This is a genomic window from Flavobacterium notoginsengisoli (assembly GCF_042686225.1).
Taxonomy (GTDB): domain Bacteria; phylum Bacteroidota; class Bacteroidia; order Flavobacteriales; family Flavobacteriaceae; genus Flavobacterium; species Flavobacterium notoginsengisoli.
This window is the reverse complement of the sequence record NZ_JBHUOT010000001.1, coordinates 275,199-296,547: the sequence shown is the minus strand read 5'-3', so window position 1 is coordinate 296,547 and position 21,349 is coordinate 275,199. Positions and strand designations below refer to the sequence as shown.

The following is a 21,349-nucleotide window of genomic DNA, read 5'->3' as shown; positions in this document are numbered from 1 at the left end:
GGCTGTAGTTTACGATTAAAAAAATAATTAAAAGTGTTAAAGAACAGCATTTTAGCAAGAAAAAATTCGTTATATTTGATATACATTTAGATTAATCCTAAAATTGTATTAATTTGATTGTAAAATTCTCAAAAACAGACCACAAAAAAAGTAATTTGTAATTCTAATTTGAGACTTTAAATAGCATCTTTTCCAATAACTTAATTATATTTTTTAACCTTAAAAAATCCTAAGTAATATGAAAATTGCCACCATTATTGTCCGTGTTTTAATTGGTCTTTTGTTGCTTTTTGCATCGATCAGTTATTTTTTCCACCTGATGCCCGAACCGGAAACTACCGGAAATTTCAAAGCCTTTAATGTTGGTTTAATGGCTGCGACATATTTAATGCCTTTGGCAAAATCAGTAGAATTACTTTGCGGACTCGCCTTTGTAAGCGGTCGTTTTGTAACTCTTGCCAATATTCTGATTTTACCTATCACAATCAATATCCTTTTTATCAATTATTTTTTAGCGCCTGAAGGACTCCCGATCGCAGTCTTACTTTTTATAGGCAATGTATTTCTGATATACAGATATTGGGATAATTACAGAAGTATTTTTACACCATGAGAATGATTTTAAACTAAAAATAAAAATCCGATAGCTTTTAACAGTTATCGGATTTTTTTATTTAATTCATTTTATCATGTTTCACCCAAACCAAATCGGTTACTTTATAACCAATTTCTTGTGCTTTAATGAGAAAATCTGCTTTTATACTTTCCGGAATTGTCGATTCTCTGGAAAGTATCCACATATATTTTAAGCTTTCTCCGGCTACCAATGCATATTTGTAATCAGGATCGACTGCAATTACATTGTAACCAGAATAAAAAGGACCAAAAAATGAGACTTTCAGCATACCAATATTGTCTTTTTTGACAAATCTAGCTTTCCCGACACTTTGTTCCCATTTGTCTTTTTTGACATTATAGCCCTTATTATCGACTTTTATTGTTTTATCTTCATTTAATGAATACTCGGCAGTTACATTGTTCAAATCTCTTTCCCATTTGTAATCTAATCTGGCAATTTCATACCATTTTCCGAGATATTTTGAGCTGTCAAAGTTTGTAACAGCTTGTGCGTTTTTAGGAATTCCGCCACCGCAAGAGTACAATGCTATTCCTATCCCTGCTCCAACTAAAACTGGAACTATATATTTACTTTTCATAATGATATCTTTTTAATCATCATAAAGATACCACTTGAATTATACATCTAATTTACAAAATTATTTTTGATTATTATATTATATATAGCTTAAAATATCTCATAAAAAAAACCGCCAGATCACTCTGACGGTTTATAAATATGATTTACGCAGATTATACGTGTAAAGCTCTATTTTCTGTAGCTGCCAAGGCTGCTTCTTTTACCGCTTCAGCGAAAGTTGGGTGCGCATGGCTCATTCTTGAAATATCTTCAGCAGAAGCTTTGAATTCCATTGCAGTAACCGCTTCAGCAATTAAATCTGCTGTACGAGCACCAATCATGTGAACTCCTAAAACCTCATCTGTTTTTTCGTCAGCCAAGATTTTTACGAATCCATCTAAATCAGCACTTGCTCTTGCACGTCCTAACGCTTTGAATGGGAAACTTCCTGATTTGTATTTCACTCCTGCAGCTTTCAATTGCTCTTCAGTTTGTCCAACTGCAGCAACTTCTGGCCAAGTATAAACAACACCAGGAATTAAGTTATAATCGATATGTGGTTTTTGACCAGCTAAAATTTCAGCAACCATTGTTCCTTCTTCCTCTGCTTTGTGCGCTAACATTGCTCCACGAACAACGTCACCAATTGCATAGATATTTGGAACATTAGTTTGTAAATGGTCGTTTACTTCAACTTGTCCTCTGTCTGAAATTTTTACTCCAGCTTTGTCAGCGTTTAATCCGTCTGTGTAAGGACGACGACCAACAGAAACTAATGAATAATCTCCTTCAAGAGTGATTGTTTCTCCTTTTGCATTTTCAGCTTGAACCGTAACAGCATCGCCGTTTCTTTCAACTGATTTTACTTTATGAGAAACGTAGAATTTCATTCCTTGTTTTTTCAATACTTTAGTTAATTCTTTAGAAAGAGAACCGTCCATTCCAGGAATAATTCTGTCCATGAATTCCACTACAGAAACCTGAGCTCCTAAACGAAGGTAAACTTGTCCAAGCTCGATTCCGATAACTCCACCACCGATGATAACTAAATGTTTTGGAACTTCTTTTAAAGCTAAGGCTTCAGTAGAAGTGATGATTCTTTCTTTATCAATTTTGATGAATGGCAAAGAAGATGGTTTTGATCCTGTAGCAATTACAGTATATTTTGCTTCGATAGTTTCTGATGTTCCGTCAGCTTTTGCAACAGCGATATGAGTTGCGTCTACGAAAGAACCTAAACCATTGAAAACAGTAATTTTATTTTTATCCATTAGGTAGTTGATTCCACCTACAGTTTGATCTACAACGGCTTGTTTGCGCGCGATCATTTTCTCTAAATTGATTTTTACATCTCCGGAAACTTCGATTCCGTGATCTGCGAAATGAGCTATTTCTGCATAGTGATGAGATGAAGATAATAATGCTTTTGAAGGAATACAACCTACGTTAAGGCAAGTTCCGCCCAATGAATTATATTTTTCTACAATTGCAGTTTTGAAACCTAATTGTGCGCAACGAATTGCTGATACATATCCTCCAGGACCTGAACCTATAATGACTACGTCAAATGAACTCATAGTATTTTGTTTTTATTTTAGCGGTTACAAAATTAAGCAATAAAGTTTTGTTTGAAGTTTAATTTTCAATGTTTTTTGTGTGAAATTTGAAGCGATAGGTTTCTGCCACGAAGGCTCTAAGACACAAAGTTTTTTTGTTTTTTTGTTTCGCAAAGACGCAGAGCCACAAAGTTTATCCACAAGCTTGTCATCCTGAGGAACGAAGGATCACACTAGAAGCTCCGCATGCAAGATCGCCAATCTTTGTAGAGTTTCGTGTGTGATCCTTCGTTCCTCAGGATGACAAACTAGGCGCTAGACGCACTGCTGTGCGCCTCTAAAAAAAAACCTTTGAACCTTTGTTTCTCTGTAACTTTGTCCCTCTTTACGAAGGTTTTCTTTCTGGATTTCTTGAGGTATGAAATACAGAATAAATTACTATTTCATTTCTAATGATCTCATAAATGATAACAAATGGAAATTTAACCAAAGTCATTTCTCTATAACCTGGCTGTTTTTTAATCTCAAATAATTCTGGGTTTGTTTTTAGAACCTTGAGATACGATCTTAAATAAGTTAGAAATTGTTTACCTAAGCCTTTGCTTCTGCTTTCGTAAAATTCAATAGATGCATTAATTTCTTTTTCTGCTAATGGTAAAATTTTAATTTTAAAAACCATACTTAGCATTCAATCGCTGTTCTGTTTCTTCCCACGAACTTGCCTGTATTTCTCCAGACAGATATTTTTCTCTTTCTTCAGCAACTAAATTATAATGTGAATCAGGAACAATTGAATCTTTTTCGTCATGATTAATGGCATCGAAAACGCTTTCCAAAATTTCTAATTTAGAATCGTCATCTATGAATTTACCAAAATCTTTTATAAGCTTAAGTCTTAATTCCTTCGCTTCCATTTTGTTTCTATTTAAATTCAAATTTAAGATTTATAATCATTCAATTATGTTAAAACTTGTTTTCTGCCTCAAAGGCTCTAAGATACAAAGTTTTTAAAGAATAAAGATTAATAGCGTCCAGCTTTAGCTGGATGGATTATCGATGTCAAGCATGAGGCTTTAGCCAAACTGTTGTAGATTTGTCTAAAGCCCTCTTCTATCTAAATAAAACCTCCAGCTGAAGCTGGAGGCAATTCAATTAAAACTTTGCGACTCTGCTCCCGATAGTTATCGGGATTGCGAGATTAAAAAAGAAACCTTTGAACCTTTGAACCTTTGAACCTTCTAAAAAGAAATCACCGTCGAATTCTTCACTTCGCTAATCATAAACATACTTTGTGTGCTTCCAATATGTTGTAATGAGGTCAGTTTGGTTACTAGAAATTCTCTGTAAGCTTCCATATCTTTTACCAAAACTTTCAGAATATAGTCATAATCGCCACTTACATGATGGCATTCTAAAACTTCATTGAGTTTAATGACTTCGCTTTCGAATTTGGTCAAAAATTCTTTCGTGTGCTGAATTAATTTTAAATGACAAAAAACCACAAATCCTTTTTCGATTTTGGATTTATCGACTAAGGCGACATAGTTTTTTATTATGCCTTCGCGTTCTAACTTTTTTATTCGTTCGTATACTGCTGTAACCGAAAGATCCAGTTTTAAGGATAATTCTTTGGTTGTTTTTTTACTGTCGGTTTGAAGTAAAACCAGAAGTTTTTTATCAGTGGCGTCTAAAGTCATTATAATTGATTGTTTTTGGTTGATTGTTGATGGTTATTGAAAAGAAAGAAAATCTAGTGAATTGCAATTCCAGAATCAAATTTAGATTAAAAATCATTATAAACAGATTTTTATAGTTTTAAAATCTAATTATTCATTTTACAGTTGATTAATTTTCTAATTAAATCTTATTTTGAACAGGATTTCTTTTGAAAACGAGTGCCCTAGCCCTGATAGAAGTGGAAATCCTTTTGTACCGGGGTTCGGTACAAAAGATTGAAACGGATAGCAGGAAATAGCTCCTAAAAATTAACACTAGGTTCAATCAACTTGAAACCTGAAACTTGAAACAAAAAAACTAACTATTATGAAAAACTTCAATCCAGCAGATAAAATTCAGGATTTGCAATATTTTGGCGAATTTGGTGGTGTTAATCCGTCGATTTCTGATTCTTCTACTTATACTTTTCTTTCGGCGAAAACTATGTTTGATACTTTCGAGGGAAATATGGAAGGCTGTTATTTGTATTCTCGCCATTCGTCGCCAAGTAATTTATATTTGGATCAGGCTTTGGCAGCGATGGAAGGAACAGAAACGGCTAATGTTTCGGCTTCGGGAATGGGAGCGATTACGCCTACTCTATTGCAACTTTGCGGTGCGGGTGATCACATTGTTTCTAGCCGAACTATTTATGGCGGAACTTATGCTTTCCTGAAAAATTTTACACCGAGATTCGGAATCGAAACGAGCTTTGTTGACATTACTAAATTGGATGTTGTTGAAGCTGCGATTACGCCAAAAACGAAAGTGTTGTATTGCGAAACGGTAAGTAACCCACTTTTGGAAGTAGCGGATATTGCTGGTTTGGCTAAAATTGCCAAAAAGCATGATTTAAAATTGGTTGTTGATAATACGTTTTCTCCTTTATCAGTTTCTCCAGCAAAATTAGGCGCTGATATTGTAATTCACAGTTTGACCAAATACATTAATGGAAGCAGTGATACGGTTGGCGGTGTAACTTGTGCCTCTAAAGAATTTATTAATTCCCTTAAAAATGTGAATTCTGGTGCTAGTATGCTTTTGGGACCAACGATGGACAGTCTGCGTTCTGCAAGTGTGATGAAAAACCTTAGAACACTTCATATCCGAATTAAACAGCACAGTCATAATGCACATTATTTGGCCGATATGTTTGAAAAAGACGGTTTAAAAACGGTTTATCCGGGATTAAAAAGTCATCCGAGTCATGAATTGTATAAAACGATGATTAATCCTGAATATGGTTTTGGGGGAATGTTGACGATTGATGTTGGAACTTTGGAAAAAGCCAATGAATTAATGGAATTAATGCAGGAACGTAACCTTGGATATCTGGCAGTAAGTTTAGGTTTTTATAAAACATTATTTAGCGCGCCGGGAACTTCAACTTCCAGCGAGATTCCGTTAGAAGAACAAAAAGAAATGGGATTGACAGATGGATTGATTCGGTTTTCTATTGGTTTGGATAATGATATTCAACGTACTTACGAAATGATGAGGGCTTGCATGGTTGAACTTGACGTTTTGAGTTCCGCCGAGATTCGCAAAGAAGTTTGCACAGATATTCACTAAGTTTTTTTTTCACGCAGATTTAAAAAGATTTAGGCAGATTTTAGCAAATTTATTTTTAAAACTAAATCTGAAGAATCTGCGTGAGAAAAATTATTCACTATAAAAGCAAACATTCCTCTATAAATAAATTTGCACATTTTTTATTTGATTGTTTGAATCCGCTGGAGATTTTCTTTAAGCGGATTTTTTATAAAAAAGCCGTTTTGAAGGTTATCAAAACGGCTTTCTGTACTTTATCTTGGCTCGTAATGTCTAAACGTTTGCCAGTATTTGTCTTTGTAGATTTCGTAACTAATCTCAAAAGAACCTGCATATTTTTTGATTAATTCATCTGCTACTTTCGTTGGTTTTCGGAAATCTTTGCAGGCGAAAAATATTTCTCTTCTGTTTGCCAATGTTTCTCTTCCTACATTTAAATAACCGTCTAAGTCTTTAATATCTAATGTAATTTCATCTTCTATTTCATTTAATATTTGATACGTTTCCTTATCCGGCATTCCATTATTATTACTACCATCAAAAAGAATGGTAATAATAAATATCCACGGATGAGATGCTTTTTTATCCCATTGTAAAAGATCGGTATTCATTAATCCGATAATGCCCGTTCCATCTTTTGCTGTTGCTTCGAAACCAGAATAATTGTCTTGTTCAGTATTATGTCTTGTTCCCTCGTATTTTTCAACGAACTCTTTTTCTCTCCAGATTAAATAATCTTTTAATTTTTCGATTGGAATTAATTCTTCCGAAATGTCATTTGTCCCCAACACTTTCATATTATCTATTAAAGTAACTGAATGCAATTCGCCTAAATAGTTATCCAGAAAAATATAAACTCCATTCGTAACTTGCTGTTTTTTATCCTCTGTAAAATGATCATAAACAATTGTCAAATCAATTTCATCAGGATAGTTTTTATGTATGTTGGGATAAAATTTTAAATTGTCTTTATTAAAATCGAAATTTTCATAAGTAATACCAACATCCTTAATATCTGAAGCTGGTTTAAGGGCTGTAAATTTCCAACCTTTAATTTCAGGCCCTTCATTTACTAATTCCTCTATCGCATAAATATTTCTAATTGCTCCATCTGGCGTTAGAATTAATTCTGCAGTTTGATCATCAAACATTCCAGTTAAAAAATAAATCCCGTCGTGAACTTCATCTAGTTTTGGAGCAAGTTTATCTAAAAAACCTTTATGTATATTTTCTCCATCTTTAACAATTTTAAAAAACTCTTTTTCGTTTTTTAAAAACCAATTCCAAAAATCAGCATTAGATTGTATTGGAGCTTCTTTTTTGCCCAATATTTTATCAAGAAAACCCATGTATTACTTATTAATTTTAATTTTTTACTTAAAACAAACTTAAGAAAAAGTGCTTTTAAAACATAAGAATATTTCTATAAAAAATTCCAAAAAACAAAAAGCCGTTCTGAAGTACTCAGAACGGCTTTTCTATAAAAATTTTACTTTTTAAACTATATTTTCAGTATTCAGTTTACTATTTTTTCGGCTGTAGCCAAAATAAATCAGCAATCCGATTATCAACCAAATTGTAAAATAAATCCAGTTCCAAACACTTAATTCGGCCATCATGTACAAACAGCAGATTAAGCCCAAAAGCGGAATTAAAGAAAGGTTTTTTCTGAATGCCCAAACCGCTAATCCAACTAAAACAAATAAGAAAATCCACATTGGAATCTTGTGTTTGAATAAGCTAAAACCTGATTCATATTTCGCAGAATCAGCAATTGGTAATCCTTTTACAACTTCAGCATATTTAGCTTCGTCATCTTGATATTGTCCTAATAAATGCTCTAAATCTGATGTTTCGGCCGTTTTATTATTTACTTCGATGCTTTCTAAATATTTAAAAACTTTCTCAGATTCTGATTTATCTAAAGAAGTTACAATCGAAGTTGCGTCATAAATCTGTGGTTCGTTATTGATAAACGCCATTGTCGCTTTGTTGTTGAATGCAAAAGCATAATACAAGCCTGCAATCATTAAAACTGGCAAAATGAATTTTGAATTGACATAAGGCGTTTTGAATTTTCCTCTCGGAATTTCAGGTTTGTTTTGTAAAACCAAAACTCCTGCACAAACTAATACAAAGGCAAATAAAGTTCCTATACTGCATAAATCCGTTACCATTGTTAAGTTTAAGAATAATGCTGGAACTGCCACTACAAAACCGGTAACAATAGTTGCAAAAGATGGTGTTTTGAATTTTGGATGAACGGTAGAAAATTTCTTTGGCAGTAAACCATCGCGACTCATGCTCATCCAGATACGAGGCTGTCCCATTTGGAAAACCAATAAAACGCTCGCCATTGCCACTACTGCACTTACCGCAATAATCCCCGACATCCATTTTAAGTCTAATTTATCGAATACAAAAGCTAATGGATCTCCAACATTTAATTCGTGATATTTTACCATTCCTGTTAAAACTAGAGCAATGGCAATATAAAGTATTGTACAAATGATAATCGCCCACATCATACCGCGTGGTAGATCACGTTGTGGATTTTTACATTCTTCTGCAGTCGTTGAAATCGCATCAAAACCAATATAAGCAAAGAAAACGGCAGAAACTCCTTTTAAAACTCCTCCAACTCCATTTGGCGCAAACGGATCCCAGTTTGCTGTATCTACATAAAATATTCCAACGGCAATTACTAAAAGCACCACACAAAGTTTTACTACAACCATTAAATTACTGGCGTTACGAGATTCTTTCATCCCTCTATAAACCAATGCTGTAATTAGGATAATGATAAACAAAGCTGGTAGATCGGTTACAAAATGGAAAGATCCAATTGTTGGTGCCGTTGTCCAGGCTGTGTGCGCCTGTTGTAAAGCTGCGCTTAAATTTTCGAAGGATTTTCCACCTCTCATTAAAGCTTCGGCATCTTTAAATCCGTTTGAAGCCGTTAGATAATCCATCTGAATCCATTGTGGGAGATGAATACCACCACTCTGGAGCAGACCCGTAAAATAATCACTCCACGATATGGCGACCGTTATATTTCCGACGGCATATTCCATAATTAATGCCCAACCAATGATCCAGGCAATTAATTCTCCAAAAGCTACATAAGAATAGGTATAAGCACTTCCTGAAACTGGAACCATCGAAGCAAATTCTGCGTAAGCGAAAGCAGCAAAACTACAGGCTAAAGCTGTAAATAAGAATAAAAATATTACTGCCGGACCACCGTCAGCACTGGCTTTTCCAATTGTACTAAAAATTCCCGCTCCAACAATAGCTGCTATTCCAAAAGCTGTCAAATCTCTTGTCGTCAAATGTTTTCCTAATGCATTATGACCGTCTGTTTCGTTCTGTGCGACCTGCTTTAGAATATCTTGCACTGTTTTCTTTCGGAATAAACTTGAAAATGCCATATATGTTTTGCTGTTATAAATTAATTTAATTCAGTCGTTTTTGTTTTATTTTGCAAATAATGCAAATTTAATCGTTAAATCAAATTTATGAAACGATTTTGTTTTAAGTGGTGCTTTTTTCTACCACAAATTATTTTTTTGCCACTAAGACTCAAAGGCACAAATTTTTCTACTCTCTTGATAACTATATGTAAGCAGATTACTTTTTTATTTCACGCAGATTTAAAAAAGATTTAAGCAGATACAAAAGATTAGATCATTTTTTAATTAAATCTGCTAAAATCTGCCTAATCTGCGTGAAACCCTTTTCTTCGATCACAAATGTAACATTTCTCAAAATCAGCATACTGATTAGATAGCATTTAATTTTTAAAGAATCATTTTATGGAAAAAATTTCAAGACGTTCTTTTGTAAACAAATTTGGTATAGGGGTTGGAGCTTCAGTTGTAATGACCACGCTTCCTTCTTTTTTGACTGAAACAGAAAAAACTCATGTGCCTTACACTGGAAAAAAATTAAATATTGCTTTATGCGGTTTAGGAAACTATGCTTCTTTACTGGCTGAAGGACTTCAGGTTTCTGAATATTGTCAGCTTGCCGGAATTGTTACCGGAACTCCTGCTAAAGCTGAAACATGGAAGAAGAAATATAATATTCCCGAAAAGAATATTTACAATTACGAAAACTTCGACTCCATTGTCAAAAACAAAGACATCGATTTAGTCTATGTTGTAACTCCAAATGCATTGCACAAAGAGTTTACTGTTCGTGCAGCAAAAGCTGGAAAACATGTTATTGTTGAAAAACCAATGGCAATTACAGCCGAAGATTGTGAAGAAATGATTAAAGTTTGCAATGATAATAATGTGCAATTAGCAATGGGATATCGTTTGCATTACGAACCAAATCATTTAGAGATAAAACGATTGGGTCAAGAAAAAGTTATGGGACAGGTTCGTTATATTGAAACTGGTCTTGGTTATAGCACTTATGATGTTCACGATATTAATAAACCAGTCGATTTAAATGCCCGTAACGAATGGAGACTGACTAAAAAATGGGCCGGAGGCGGTTGTTTGATTAATTTAGGAATTTATTGCATTCAGGTTTCGCGTTATGTCTTAGGCGAAGAACCCATTTCAGTTACGGCACAATTCGGACATGTCAATAATAAAAATATGTTTTCTCAAGTTGAGGAAAATATCACTTGGCAAATGGAATTCCCAAGCGGTGCTGTTGCGAATTGTAGCAGTTCTTGTGGCTTTGGCATTGATAGATTTTACGCAGCTGCAGATGAAGGTTTCTTTGAGATGAGTCCTGCTGTGAGCTATGGCCCTTTTATAGGAAAAAGATCTGATGGAAAACCATTTAATTTCCCCGTTATCAACCAACAGCAAACCCAAATGGATGAAATATGCAAAGTGATTTTAGCCAATAAAAAACTTCCCAATCATATTACCGGCGAAGAAGGCATCAAAGATGTTAAAATCATTAATGCAATTTATAAAGCTGCTGAAACAGGCAAAAAAATAAGTTTGTAATAGTTATATTTCTCTCGCAGATTTGGCAGATTGAGCAGATTTATTTTTGTATAATCAAAAATCCGCGGAATCTGCCAAATCTGCGAGAGAAAAACTTTGCGTCCTTTTCTCGTAATTCTTAGCGCTCTTTCCAGTTAAATCTACTTCAAGCAATTTCTCAGAATACTAACTGGATGCTGTGCTTCACGTTTTGTTCCATCATAAATTTGATGACGACAACTGGTTCCTGCTGCTGCAATTTTTACATTTTCTGCAGTGTTTCTTACTTTCGGAAATAAAGTATCTTCTCCCATCTGCATACTCACTTTGTAGTGCTCTTTTTCGTATCCAAATGAACCTGCCATTCCACAGCAACCTGAATTGTAAATTGTCACTGTATTATTTTTAGGCAAATTCAACATCGCGAAAGTAGCTTCAACAGAACTTAATGATTTTTGGTGGCAATGTCCGTGAATTTTAATTTCTTTAGTTTCCTCTGAAAATGAATCTGGAGTTATTTTTCCGTCGATGATTTCTTTTTTAAAGAATTCTTCAATTGTAAACGCATTTTGAGCTAATTTTTCCGCAGCTTCTTTATCATCTGCCAAACGGAGATATTCGTCTCTGAAAGTCAAAATAGCCGAAGGTTCAATTCCAATTAAAGGTGCATTGGCTAAAACCAAATCTTTAAACACATTTACATTATGATTGGCAATTTTCTTCGCTTCTTCTAAAAAACCTTTTGACAGATACGTTCTACCGCTTTCTTCATGATCTATTACTAAAACCTGATAACCTAATTTTGTCAATAATTCGAAAGCATCAATTCCAATATTGACATCATAATAATTCGTGAATTCGTCCACAAACAAGTACAATCTTCCATTTGAAAAATCAGTCGTTTCTGGTTTATGATTTTGATACCATTTTCTAAAAGTTTTTTTCGCTAAAAGCGGAACCTGTCTTTCAGGAGCAATTCCCATTGATTTTTTAACCAATGCCTGGTTCGAAATAAAATTTGTGATTGACGGGAACAAGCTTCCCATTTTGTTCAGTTTGGCATTATTAGCAAAAATCTTGCTTCGGGTTGAGAATCCGTTTGCTTTTTGATATTGGTATAAAAACTCGGCTTTTAGAGTCGCAACGTCTACATTACTTGGACATTCGCTGGCGCAGGCTTTACAGCTTACACACAACTCAAAAACTTCGTATAATTCTTTTTGGTCAAATTTGTTTTCTTTTTCAGAATACGTCAAATATTCTCTTAAAGCATTTGCACGTGCGCGAGTGGTTTCTTTCTCATTTCTGGTTGCTCGATAACTCGGACACATTGCTCCTCCAGCAGATGGCATTTTTCTACAATCTCCCGATCCGTTACATTTTTCTGCAGCACGTAAAATCCCTAAACTATCTGAAAAATCCTGAAACGTTTTAATATCCGGTTCTACCCTTCCCGAAATGACACGATGATTTTCGTCCATTTTCAAAGCATTGACAATCTTTCCAATATTTAAAACTGAGTTTGGATCGAACGCTAATTTAAGTCGTTTCAGTAGTTCGTAATTCTTATCCCCAATCATAAACGGAATAAACTCACCACGTACAATTCCGTCTCCGTGTTCACCACTTAATGAACCTCTATATTTTTTAACCAAATGCGCCACATCCGTCGCAATGGTTCTGAATAATTTTAAGTCAGATGTTTTTTTCAAGTTCAAAACAGGACGAAGGTGTAATTCTCCTGCACCGGCATGTGCATAATAAATTGCTTCCTGTCCGTGGCTCAACATCATGGCTGAGAACTCTGCAATATAAGCTGGCAAATCACTTAATTCAACTGCTGTATCTTCGATAGAATCGGCCGCTTTATCGTCGCCTACAATACTTCCTAAAAGACCTAATCCGGCTTTTCTAAGTTCGTTAGCTTTATCAATATCTGGCCCATAAATTTTAACGCTGGCATAACCAAAATTATGCTTATCTAAATCTGCAATTAAAGCATTCGCTTGATTTTCTGCATCTTCTAAATTATGCGACGCCACTTCAAACAACATAATTGCTTTTGGTTCTCCAACTAAAAAGAAACGGTTTTTAATATGTTCACGATTCGTTTTAGTACAATCCAAAATCGTGTCGTCGATCATTTCGCAAGTGTACAAATGATGTTTCATTGCCACGACAACTGATTCCAATGATTCCTGAATCGTATGATAATGCGCCACAACCATAATATTATGTGCTGGCGGTAAATCATCTACTTTTAAAGTGATTTCGGTTGTAAAAGCTAAAGTTCCTTCACTTCCACAAAGTAATTTTCCAAGATTTACAGTTGGTTCAGTTCCTCCAAATAATTCTGATTTTAGCAGAATATCAACAGCGTAGCCCGTATTTCTTCTGTGAATTTCCGGTTTTGGAAATTCTCTTATAATTTCTTCCTGATTTTCTTTTACCGAAAGTTCGTCGTAAACGCTTTTATAGATTTTATTTTCTAAAGTATCTCCTTTTGTCTTCTCCATAAATTCAGCAGAAGTCAGTTCGCCAAAAGCTACTTCTGTTCCGTCACTCAAAATCGTTTTTACCTCAACAATTTTATCACGCGTTACACCGTAACGAATCGAAGTGGTTCCTGAAGAATTGTTCCCCACCATTCCGCCAATCATAGCTCGGTTTGAAGTCGAAGTGATTGGAGCAAAAAATACATTATAAGGTTTTAAGAATAAATTCAGTTCATCACGAATCACACCTGGCTGCACCGTAACAGTTTTCTTTGCTTCGTCATATCCAAGTATTTTAGTGAAATGTTTCGAAACATCTATTACCAATCCATCTCCAACTGCCTGACCTGCCAATGAAGTTCCGGCTGTTCTTGGCGTAACAGAAATATTGTGTTTCGAAGCAAATTGAATTAATTTACTGATGTCTGCCGTAGTTTTTGGTAATGCCACAGCATTTGGCCTAATTCTGTATACCGATGCATCGGTAGAATAAAGTGTTTTATGAAGATCATCATATAAAAGTGTTCCTTCTAATGATTCGGATAACTGCTGTAACTCTTGGTTTGACATTATATTCTAATTTGTTGTCTAAAACTGATTTTATTTTTGTTGATGAGATTACAAAATTACTGTAATTTCAATAGTTATATTCTATTATATGTGATTAAAATAAAAGTATGAATCAAAGTTTTTCCGCCACGAATTCACGAATTATTTCAAATAAATTGGTGTAATTCAAAATTATTTTCACGTACAGATTTTCAAATTAATTCGTGAATTCGTGGCAAAAAAAACTTTTACTTATTAATCTGCTTCCAGATTTTTGCCATAAAATCATCCTTGTACATTAATCTGTTGGTTCTTGTTGGATTTACGCGATTGGTTAGAACAATAAGAAATCTGTTATTGTCTGGGTTCATAAAGAAAAAAGTTCCTGTGAAACCTGTGTGACCAAAATCATCTGCTTTGAAAAATTCATCTGGTTTTCTTTTGTCAAAACCAAGTCCACGGTAGATGCCCCCTTTTGCTAAAGGCGATTGCGTAAACTCCTTTACTACTTTTGCTTTCAGAATTTGTTTCCCTTGAAATTTCCCATCATTTAATAACATTTGACAGATAACAGAAATGGATTGAGCATTGGCAAACAAACCTGCATTTCCTGAAACACCTCCAAAAATCGCAGCGGCTTCATCATGAACATAGCCTCTAATAGTGTCTTTTCTAAAGAAATTATCCAATTCTGTCGGCATTACATTTTCAATAGCTGTCCATTTTAAAGGATTGTATCCAATTTTAGAAATACCCAATTCTGTGTAAATTTCATTAGTCAATTGATCGAGTTTTTTTCCTGTTTTGGCTTCGATCATTTCCTTTACCAAAAGTAAATTTAAATCGCTGTAAACGTATTTTCCTCGCGGATTAACATTTGCATTAGCAATCTGATCATAAACTGTTTTGTGAAATTCAGGATTCAGCCACATATTTTTATAAATCTGAATCCAATTTTCTTTTGGTGTAAACGAAAGATAATTGGCATCGTAAATTATATTCTTGTTTACATACATGGTATCAAACAATTCCGGATATTCTGCGGATTTTTTATCACTCAAAAGCGGAGCTCCATCAGGTGTTGAAAGCAGACTTTGATAAAAAGTAATGCTGGCTTTTAATCCTGAAGTATGTGTTAATAATTCAAAAAGTGTTAAATCTGCAATTGGAGTATTTTTAAAAAAAGGTACTGCATCGCCTACTCTGTCCGTCAATTTTATTTTATCCTCGTCCACCAAACGCATGGTTACTAACGTTGCACCTAAAACTTTAGACATCGAAGCCAGATCGTAAACATCCTCATTTTTTACAGCTTGTTTTTTTGAATAATCCTGAAAACCATAATTTTTCGAAATAAAAACAGCATCCTTGTTTCCCACCATAATCTGAGCTCCAGGAAAGAATCCTTTTTCCAGCGCGTTGGTCATCATTGAATCGATATAAACTTCATTTCGTTTTACATCAAAAGATTTTTTGGAATTTTTCTGGGCATAACTGCTGATTCCAAAAAAAATCAAAAAAGCGAATACAATTTTAAATGTTCTGTTTTTCATTATGCATTTTTATTTTGTTGCAAATTCTACTGGAATACTTTCTGTCTGTGTCTGACTTAAAGCTGAAATAGCATAAACATAATTTTCTAAATCAGGATTTGGAACTTCCAATTTTGTAAGCGTAGTCACGTAATAAATATTTGCCGAATTAGAGAAATCTGTAATTTTCCCTTTTGGAAATCTATAAATCACATATTTCTTATCGTGCATTTCGGCTTTCCAGCTTAAAACTGCTGTATCGCCTTTTTTAGCAATTACCGCATTGGTTGGCGCATTTGGTTTTATTCTTGTAATTCTGTTTGCTTCAGGAGTTAAAGCGATATACTTGTATTCTTTTTCAATTAAAGCATTTCTTAACGTATCGCCTTTTTTGAAAAATGAATTTGCTGTAAAATGCATCGAACCGTCTATTAACGGCATTTTACGAATCATTTCTATTTGTTTTACAATTTGATCCGGACTTCTCCATTCTGGCTCTTTTGCGGTATTTGAAATCTTATAATCGCCATGACCCACATAAACATTTGCTCCATATTTGTGTTCTGCCCACCATTTTGCCAAAACTTCAAAATTAGCTCTGTCAAAACCAATATGCCAGTACAATTGTGGTGTTACATAATCGATCCAGTTTTCTTTCTGCCATTTTAAAATGTCGGCATATAAATCGTCGTAATTAGTCGCTCCTGCCTTAGTGTTGGAACCTTGAGAATCTTTCGCAATATTACGCCATACGCCAAAAGGCGAAATTCCAAATTCAACTTCTGGTTTATTGGCAATAATAGTATCTCTGATTTGCTTGATGATTAAATCAACATTATCTCTTCGCCAATCGTCTTTGTCTTTAAACTGACGAGGTTCTTTAGCGAAAGCTTTTTCATCTGGAAATTCTTGTCCTTCTATTTTATATGGATAAAAATAATCGTCCATGTGAACGGCCTGAATATCATAATTTCGAACAATATCGCCTACTACAGAAGACACAAAATCTCTGGTTTCTTTATAACCCGGATTAAAATATCTTGATTTCCCATAGGTTAAAAACAGTTCTGGTTTCTTAAAATATAAATGAGATTTAGTCAATACATCTTTTACAGTGTCTTTTTGTACACGATACGGATTCAGCCAAACGTGAACATTCATTCCTCTTTTTCCAGCTTCATCAATCATCATTTGCAACGGATCAAATCCGGGAGCAACGCCTTGAGTTCCGGTTATCCAATGCGATGCAGGTTCTTTTGTCGATTTGTAATACGCATCAGCAGTTGGACGGATTTGAAAAATTACGGTGTTCAAATTATTTGATCTTAGATTATCTAAAATCATAATCATTTCAGCTTTCATCTGTTTGTCTGACAAACCTGGTTTTGATGGCCAGTCGATATTGTCTACGGTAGAAATCCACGCTGCACGCATTTCTCTTTTTGGCGATTCCTGACTGAAAAGTTTTGCTTGAAAGAGCAATATTAGGATTATGAATTTTAGGTTTTTCATAAGGTTGCATTTTTGGTTAGTTAATTGTTGTTAAATAATTTAACCGCAAAGTTCGCTAAGATTTACGCAAGGTTTGCTAAGTTTTATTTTTAATCTCACAAAGTCGCGGAGTCGCAAAGTATTACTTAAAGTTTATGAAAGAAAAAAAACTTGGCGACTCTGCGACTTTGCGAGAAAATTTGTTGGCTAGAAAAAAACTCTTAAAAAATTATTCCAACAAAAAGATTCCGCCTTCGATAAGTGATGCCCAAACTTGTCCTTTATCATCAACTGTAAAACCGTTTACACTTGAACTTCCCAGATTAATTTGTTTGATGATTTCAAATTTGGCTGCATCGACGATTATCACTTCTCCTTTTCGGCTTCCAATATAAATTTTATTTTTATTTTCTACTATTCCTGCAGGATTGTGCTCGTATCCTAATTTTAGATCCAAAACTTTACTTTGCACAATTAGATTTTCTTCTGTTAATTCAATAGTATCGTTCATTGGTACTCTTACCAGTTCTCCATCCATTGTTTTGCCATAAAACCATTTACCGTCTTGGCTTTTACCCATAGACTCTCTGATTTTCCATTTCTGAGTTCTCAAAAGTGTTTTACCCGTTTCAAGATCTAAGATAGTTAAGAAACGCTGTGGCGTAACAAAATAAAGTCGGCTTTTTGTTGCAACCATATTGACATTTCCAGCCGAATACAGAATCTGCTTATCATTACCATTATTCCATTTCCAGATTAGTTTTCCAGTGTTTTTGTCCAAGCAATACACGTACGAATCCCACACTCCAAAAATTATTTTATCGCCCTGTATTAAAGGTACTCCTTGCGAATAAGATGCTGGCAAATTATTCTGCCAGATCACTTTCCCAGTTACAGCATCTGCACAAATAAACGCTGTTGAACTCGCTGTATAAATTTTATTGTTTTCTGCAATTGGCGAACCTACTAAAACGCCCCCAACAGGAATAGTCCATTTTTGTTTTCCTGATTGTGTATCAAAACCTTTCAGATTTCCTTCAATAGTACCAATAACTAAATTATTTTTTACAATTATTGGTGAAAAATAAATGGAGTTTCCTATTTCCCTTTTCCAATTCTGGGCTTTATTTTTCAGATTTATTGATTTTATTTCTCCTATAGAATTCGTGAAATAAAGATTCTTTTTATCAAATGCAGGAAGAGAATAAATCGAAGCAATATCTTTAAAAAAGGGAGTTTGCATTACCAAATTATCTTTCGGAATTTCAATTTTAGAAGGTTTTGACGGAACTGAAAATTTAAAAACTCCCGGTTTATCAATTTCTTTCTGATAAATGCTGATGCTGTCTTTGCTGATAATTACTTCATTATAACTTTGTGTTTTTCCGTCAAGCGAAGTAATAGAAGTTCCCATTATACCGCTCAAACCAGAGAAATCATATTTTCTTAAGGTATGTCCGTGACCACAAAAAGTGGCAACTGTTGGATATTTTTGTAAAACAGAGAGTACTTCTTTATAATTGCTTACACTATTATCTAATGGATAATGAGCAAAATTCAACACTTTTTTAGTGCTGTTTTTAAGATTTTCTTTTAAGGTTTTATCCAGCCAAAGCACATCTTCGTGTTTCACAAATCCGTCGCCCATTTTCATGTAAGGCCCGCATGGAAATCCGATGAAAACATAATCTCCTTTTGAAAACACAAACCGATCCTCGCCAAATATTTTTTTATAAGTTAATCCAGCGCTTTCACTCCAGTTCGTTTCATGGTTTCCTGAAATTACATAATAAGGAATTTTGAGCTGAGAAAGTATGGAATGAACTTGTTTTAATTCATCATCTGCACCACGATTGGTTAAATCTCCCGTTACAATTGCAAATTCAAAATCAGAATTATTGATTTCTTTTACGATATTCTGCAGTAAAAAATCATTATCATTTCCTAATGAAACATGCAGATCGGTCAATTGCACAAATTTGATGTTTTCTGATTTTTCTGGATTTTGAGAAAAACCGGAAACTATTATAAAAAGCAATAATATTCTTGAAAATAGATTTTTCATAGATGTTTTTTTATTTATTAAAACTTCATTTAAATTATGTTGTAATTACATTGTGTTAGATGAACTGCAGTGCATCTCTACGATATATGTCTATGTGCTTTTTTCTCACGCTCCCGATAGCTATCGGGATTGCAGATTCAGCAGATTTAATTCTTGGGGATTTGCTTCAGTAATTCACTATCGCTCGGTTTTATGCAAAAAAAATCTTAAATACTTTTAATCTTTGGTTATTCTAATTTATTGATAAATACCTAACAGGTTTTGAAAACCTGTTAGGATAGGTAACCAACCAAAATTTATGCATTACTTTTTTTATGGGTAAAATCGCAATACACACTTACTTATCTAATTTTTGATATTGTCTTTGAAAAAATTATTAAAGAACAGCAACTGAAACTTTAAAGAGTTTTCCCAATACTTAATGTCATGTTTTCCGGGGCGTTCTATGTAATCGTGATTTATTTTTAAGGTTAGCATTTTAGCATGAAGTTGTCTGTTTACTTCCATGAAAAAATCATCAACCCCACAATCTATAATCAACTTTAAATTATTGTCTTTTACCAAATCAAGCATATTGGTAACGGTATTTTTATCCCAATTCTCAGGAAACTCCGTTATAGTGCCAAGACGTTTTTTAATATCCCAGTTATCAGGAAATGGTCTAAAATCTACTCCGCCACTCATACTTCCTGCCGCACCAAATACATCCTGATGTTTGAAAGACAAATACAAAGCGCCATGTCCGCCCATGCTTAAACCTGAAATTGCTCTATTTTCACGATTGGCAATCGTCTTGTATTTTTTGTCTATATAAGGCACTAATTCTTTTATAACATAAGTTTCATACTTAAAATTAGGATCGATTGGACTGTCAAAATACCAGCTTGAGTAATTCCCGTCTACACCAACTACAATAAAATTATATTGATCCACCTGATTTTTAAGTTCTTTGAAATCTTTTGCCCAAGAACCATAATTTCCACTATATCCGTGAAGCAGATAAACTACAGGAAATTTTTTATCGCTTTTTTTATAACTCTCCGGAACTATAATACAGCTTTTAATATTCTTATTCATTGAAGGACTGAAAACCTGAATTGTATCAACTGTAGCAGCTTTTGCAGAAAAAAACAAAAAAATTAAGAATAAGGTATAAAGTACTTTTAAATTATACTTATTTCGAAATAAAGCTTCCTCACTTTTTTGAAGTCTATTTGGAGTAGAGGAATAGTTTTTCATATCATATGGTTTTGTTAGAAAATAGTTTTAACAAATATATACAAAAAACAAACAGAATACATTATTTTGCATTATTTAACAAAATAAAACACAAATAACGCAAAAACATGCAGAAATAATTATATAATACTCCTTCTTATAATATAAAAACCCCCGATTTTCTATATTCTTCAAGACTGGCGTCTTCGGGATCAAGATTAGTCACAATGGTATCCAATTGTTTTAAATCGCAAACTACATGAGGCATTTTGGTATTCAATTTATCAGAAGAAAACATAGAAACTACTCTATCAGAAGCTTCTATCATGGCTTTTTTTACAATTGAGATTTCATAGCCAATCTCCGTCAATCCTTGTTTTACATTAATACTGCTGGCCCCTATAAAACAAATATCAGCTTTAATTTTTGACACTACCTGAATTACATCCATACCAATTGTTACCATTGCATTTTTCTGCATTTTCCCTCCAATAAAGATCAAATCAATATTAGGATGTTGTGACAATTGCATTGCTATAGGAAGACTGTAAGTATAAATTGTTGCTTTTAAATCGGCCGGAATTAACTTTGCAAAAACCAAATTAGTACTTCCTCCACTCATAATAATAACCTGATCATCACGAAGTAAAGACAGTGCTTTTGTAACAATCTTTATCTTTTCATCTTCTCCCGATATAGCAATATTAAAAACGTCTGCAGATTTTTCTGTTACCTGCACAGCACCACCATAAACCTTCTCTAACAGCTTTTTGCTATCCAATTCATTTAAATCTCTTCTTATGGTATCCTCAGACAAATCTAAAGCCAAAGCCAAATCAGTTGTGACAACTTTCTGTTCTTCAACAAGTTTAGTCATGATATATTTATGTCTTTCGGCTTTCAGCATATTATTAAAAGTTTAAATTCAGGCAAATATATCAAATAATTTTATTGAAATATAAAAGTAAGCCGAATTACTGCAATAGTTTGCATGTTTTAACTCAAAAAATAAAACAAGAAAAATTA

General features: G+C 33.9%; 16 protein-coding genes. 3 read left to right on the top strand and 13 right to left on the bottom strand.

The window, feature by feature from the left end; translation table 11 throughout:
- Positions 1-238: 238 nt before the first annotated feature.
- Positions 239-613, top strand: coding sequence for a DoxX family membrane protein (locus ACFS3A_RS01050; protein WP_379823351.1), 375 nt, complete (start codon positions 239-241; stop codon positions 611-613).
- 61 nt (positions 614-674) lie between these two features.
- Here ACFS3A_RS01050 and ACFS3A_RS01045 read toward each other — a convergent pair whose 3' ends face one another.
- From ACFS3A_RS01045 to ACFS3A_RS01025, 5 genes are all read right to left on the bottom strand, one after another.
- A complete protein-coding gene (locus tag ACFS3A_RS01045) occupies positions 675-1,217 on the bottom strand; it encodes a lipocalin family protein (RefSeq protein WP_379823349.1) in 543 nt (180 codons plus the stop codon).
- A gap of 154 nt (positions 1,218-1,371) precedes the next feature.
- Positions 1,372-2,775: a dihydrolipoyl dehydrogenase gene (gene lpdA / locus ACFS3A_RS01040; protein WP_379823348.1), complete on the bottom strand. Its 1,404-nt coding sequence runs from the start codon at positions 2,773-2,775 to the stop codon at positions 1,372-1,374.
- Between the two features lie 364 nt (positions 2,776-3,139).
- Complete coding sequence (locus ACFS3A_RS01035) at positions 3,140-3,433, bottom strand: type II toxin-antitoxin system RelE/ParE family toxin (RefSeq protein WP_379823346.1); 294 nt, start codon at positions 3,431-3,433, stop codon at positions 3,140-3,142.
- On the bottom strand, positions 3,423-3,668 hold the full coding sequence (locus tag ACFS3A_RS01030) for a hypothetical protein (RefSeq protein ID WP_379823344.1): 246 nt from the start codon (positions 3,666-3,668) through the stop codon (positions 3,423-3,425). The genes ACFS3A_RS01035 and ACFS3A_RS01030 overlap by 11 nt, the downstream gene beginning before the upstream one ends.
- A 324-nt stretch (positions 3,669-3,992) precedes the next feature.
- Complete coding sequence (locus ACFS3A_RS01025) at positions 3,993-4,451, bottom strand: Lrp/AsnC family transcriptional regulator (RefSeq protein ID WP_012024199.1); 459 nt, start codon at positions 4,449-4,451, stop codon at positions 3,993-3,995.
- A gap of 346 nt (positions 4,452-4,797) precedes the next feature.
- On the opposite strand from ACFS3A_RS01025, the gene ACFS3A_RS01020 reads away from it, so the two are divergent.
- Entirely contained in the window at positions 4,798-6,042 is a 1,245-nt protein-coding gene (locus ACFS3A_RS01020) for an aminotransferase class I/II-fold pyridoxal phosphate-dependent enzyme (protein ID WP_379823342.1), read from the top strand.
- Positions 6,043-6,275: 233 nt separating this feature from the next.
- On the opposite strand, the gene ACFS3A_RS01015 is transcribed toward ACFS3A_RS01020, so the two are convergent.
- Positions 6,276-7,370 carry a DUF695 domain-containing protein gene (locus ACFS3A_RS01015; RefSeq protein ID WP_379823341.1) on the bottom strand — a complete coding sequence of 365 codons (1,095 nt, stop codon included), beginning with the start codon at positions 7,368-7,370 and terminating at the stop codon, positions 6,276-6,278.
- A 147-nt stretch (positions 7,371-7,517) separates the two neighbouring features.
- Positions 7,518-9,452 carry an amino acid permease gene (locus tag ACFS3A_RS01010; protein WP_379823339.1) on the bottom strand — a complete coding sequence of 645 codons (1,935 nt, stop codon included), beginning with the start codon at positions 9,450-9,452 and terminating at the stop codon, positions 7,518-7,520.
- Positions 9,453-9,836: 384 nt separating this feature from the next.
- On the opposite strand from ACFS3A_RS01010, the gene ACFS3A_RS01005 reads away from it, so the two are divergent.
- Positions 9,837-10,994, top strand: coding sequence for a Gfo/Idh/MocA family protein (locus ACFS3A_RS01005; RefSeq protein ID WP_379823338.1), 1,158 nt, complete (start codon positions 9,837-9,839; stop codon positions 10,992-10,994).
- Between the two features lie 140 nt (positions 10,995-11,134).
- Here the strand turns inward: ACFS3A_RS01005 and ACFS3A_RS01000 are convergent, their stop codons facing one another.
- From ACFS3A_RS01000 to ACFS3A_RS00975, 6 genes are all read right to left on the bottom strand, one after another.
- A complete protein-coding gene (locus ACFS3A_RS01000) occupies positions 11,135-14,038 on the bottom strand; it encodes an FAD-binding and (Fe-S)-binding domain-containing protein (protein WP_379823336.1) in 2,904 nt (967 codons plus the stop codon).
- 227 nt (positions 14,039-14,265) lie between these two features.
- Entirely contained in the window at positions 14,266-15,570 is a 1,305-nt protein-coding gene (locus ACFS3A_RS00995; RefSeq protein WP_379823334.1) for a serine hydrolase domain-containing protein, read from the bottom strand.
- Positions 15,571-15,579: 9 nt separating this feature from the next.
- A complete protein-coding gene (locus ACFS3A_RS00990) occupies positions 15,580-17,061 on the bottom strand; it encodes a glycoside hydrolase family 10 protein (RefSeq protein ID WP_379823333.1) in 1,482 nt (493 codons plus the stop codon).
- A gap of 208 nt (positions 17,062-17,269) precedes the next feature.
- Positions 17,270-19,105, bottom strand: a complete 1,836-nt coding sequence (locus tag ACFS3A_RS00985; protein ID WP_379823331.1) for an outer membrane protein assembly factor BamB family protein — start codon at positions 19,103-19,105, stop codon at positions 17,270-17,272.
- A 345-nt stretch (positions 19,106-19,450) separates the two neighbouring features.
- Positions 19,451-20,344: an alpha/beta hydrolase gene (locus tag ACFS3A_RS00980; RefSeq protein ID WP_379823330.1), complete on the bottom strand. Its 894-nt coding sequence runs from the start codon at positions 20,342-20,344 to the stop codon at positions 19,451-19,453.
- Positions 20,345-20,480: 136 nt separating this feature from the next.
- Positions 20,481-21,230 (bottom strand): DeoR/GlpR family DNA-binding transcription regulator, encoded by a 750-nt coding sequence (locus ACFS3A_RS00975; RefSeq protein WP_379823329.1) that lies wholly within the window; start codon positions 21,228-21,230, stop codon positions 20,481-20,483.
- Between the last annotated feature and the right edge of the window lie 119 nt (positions 21,231-21,349).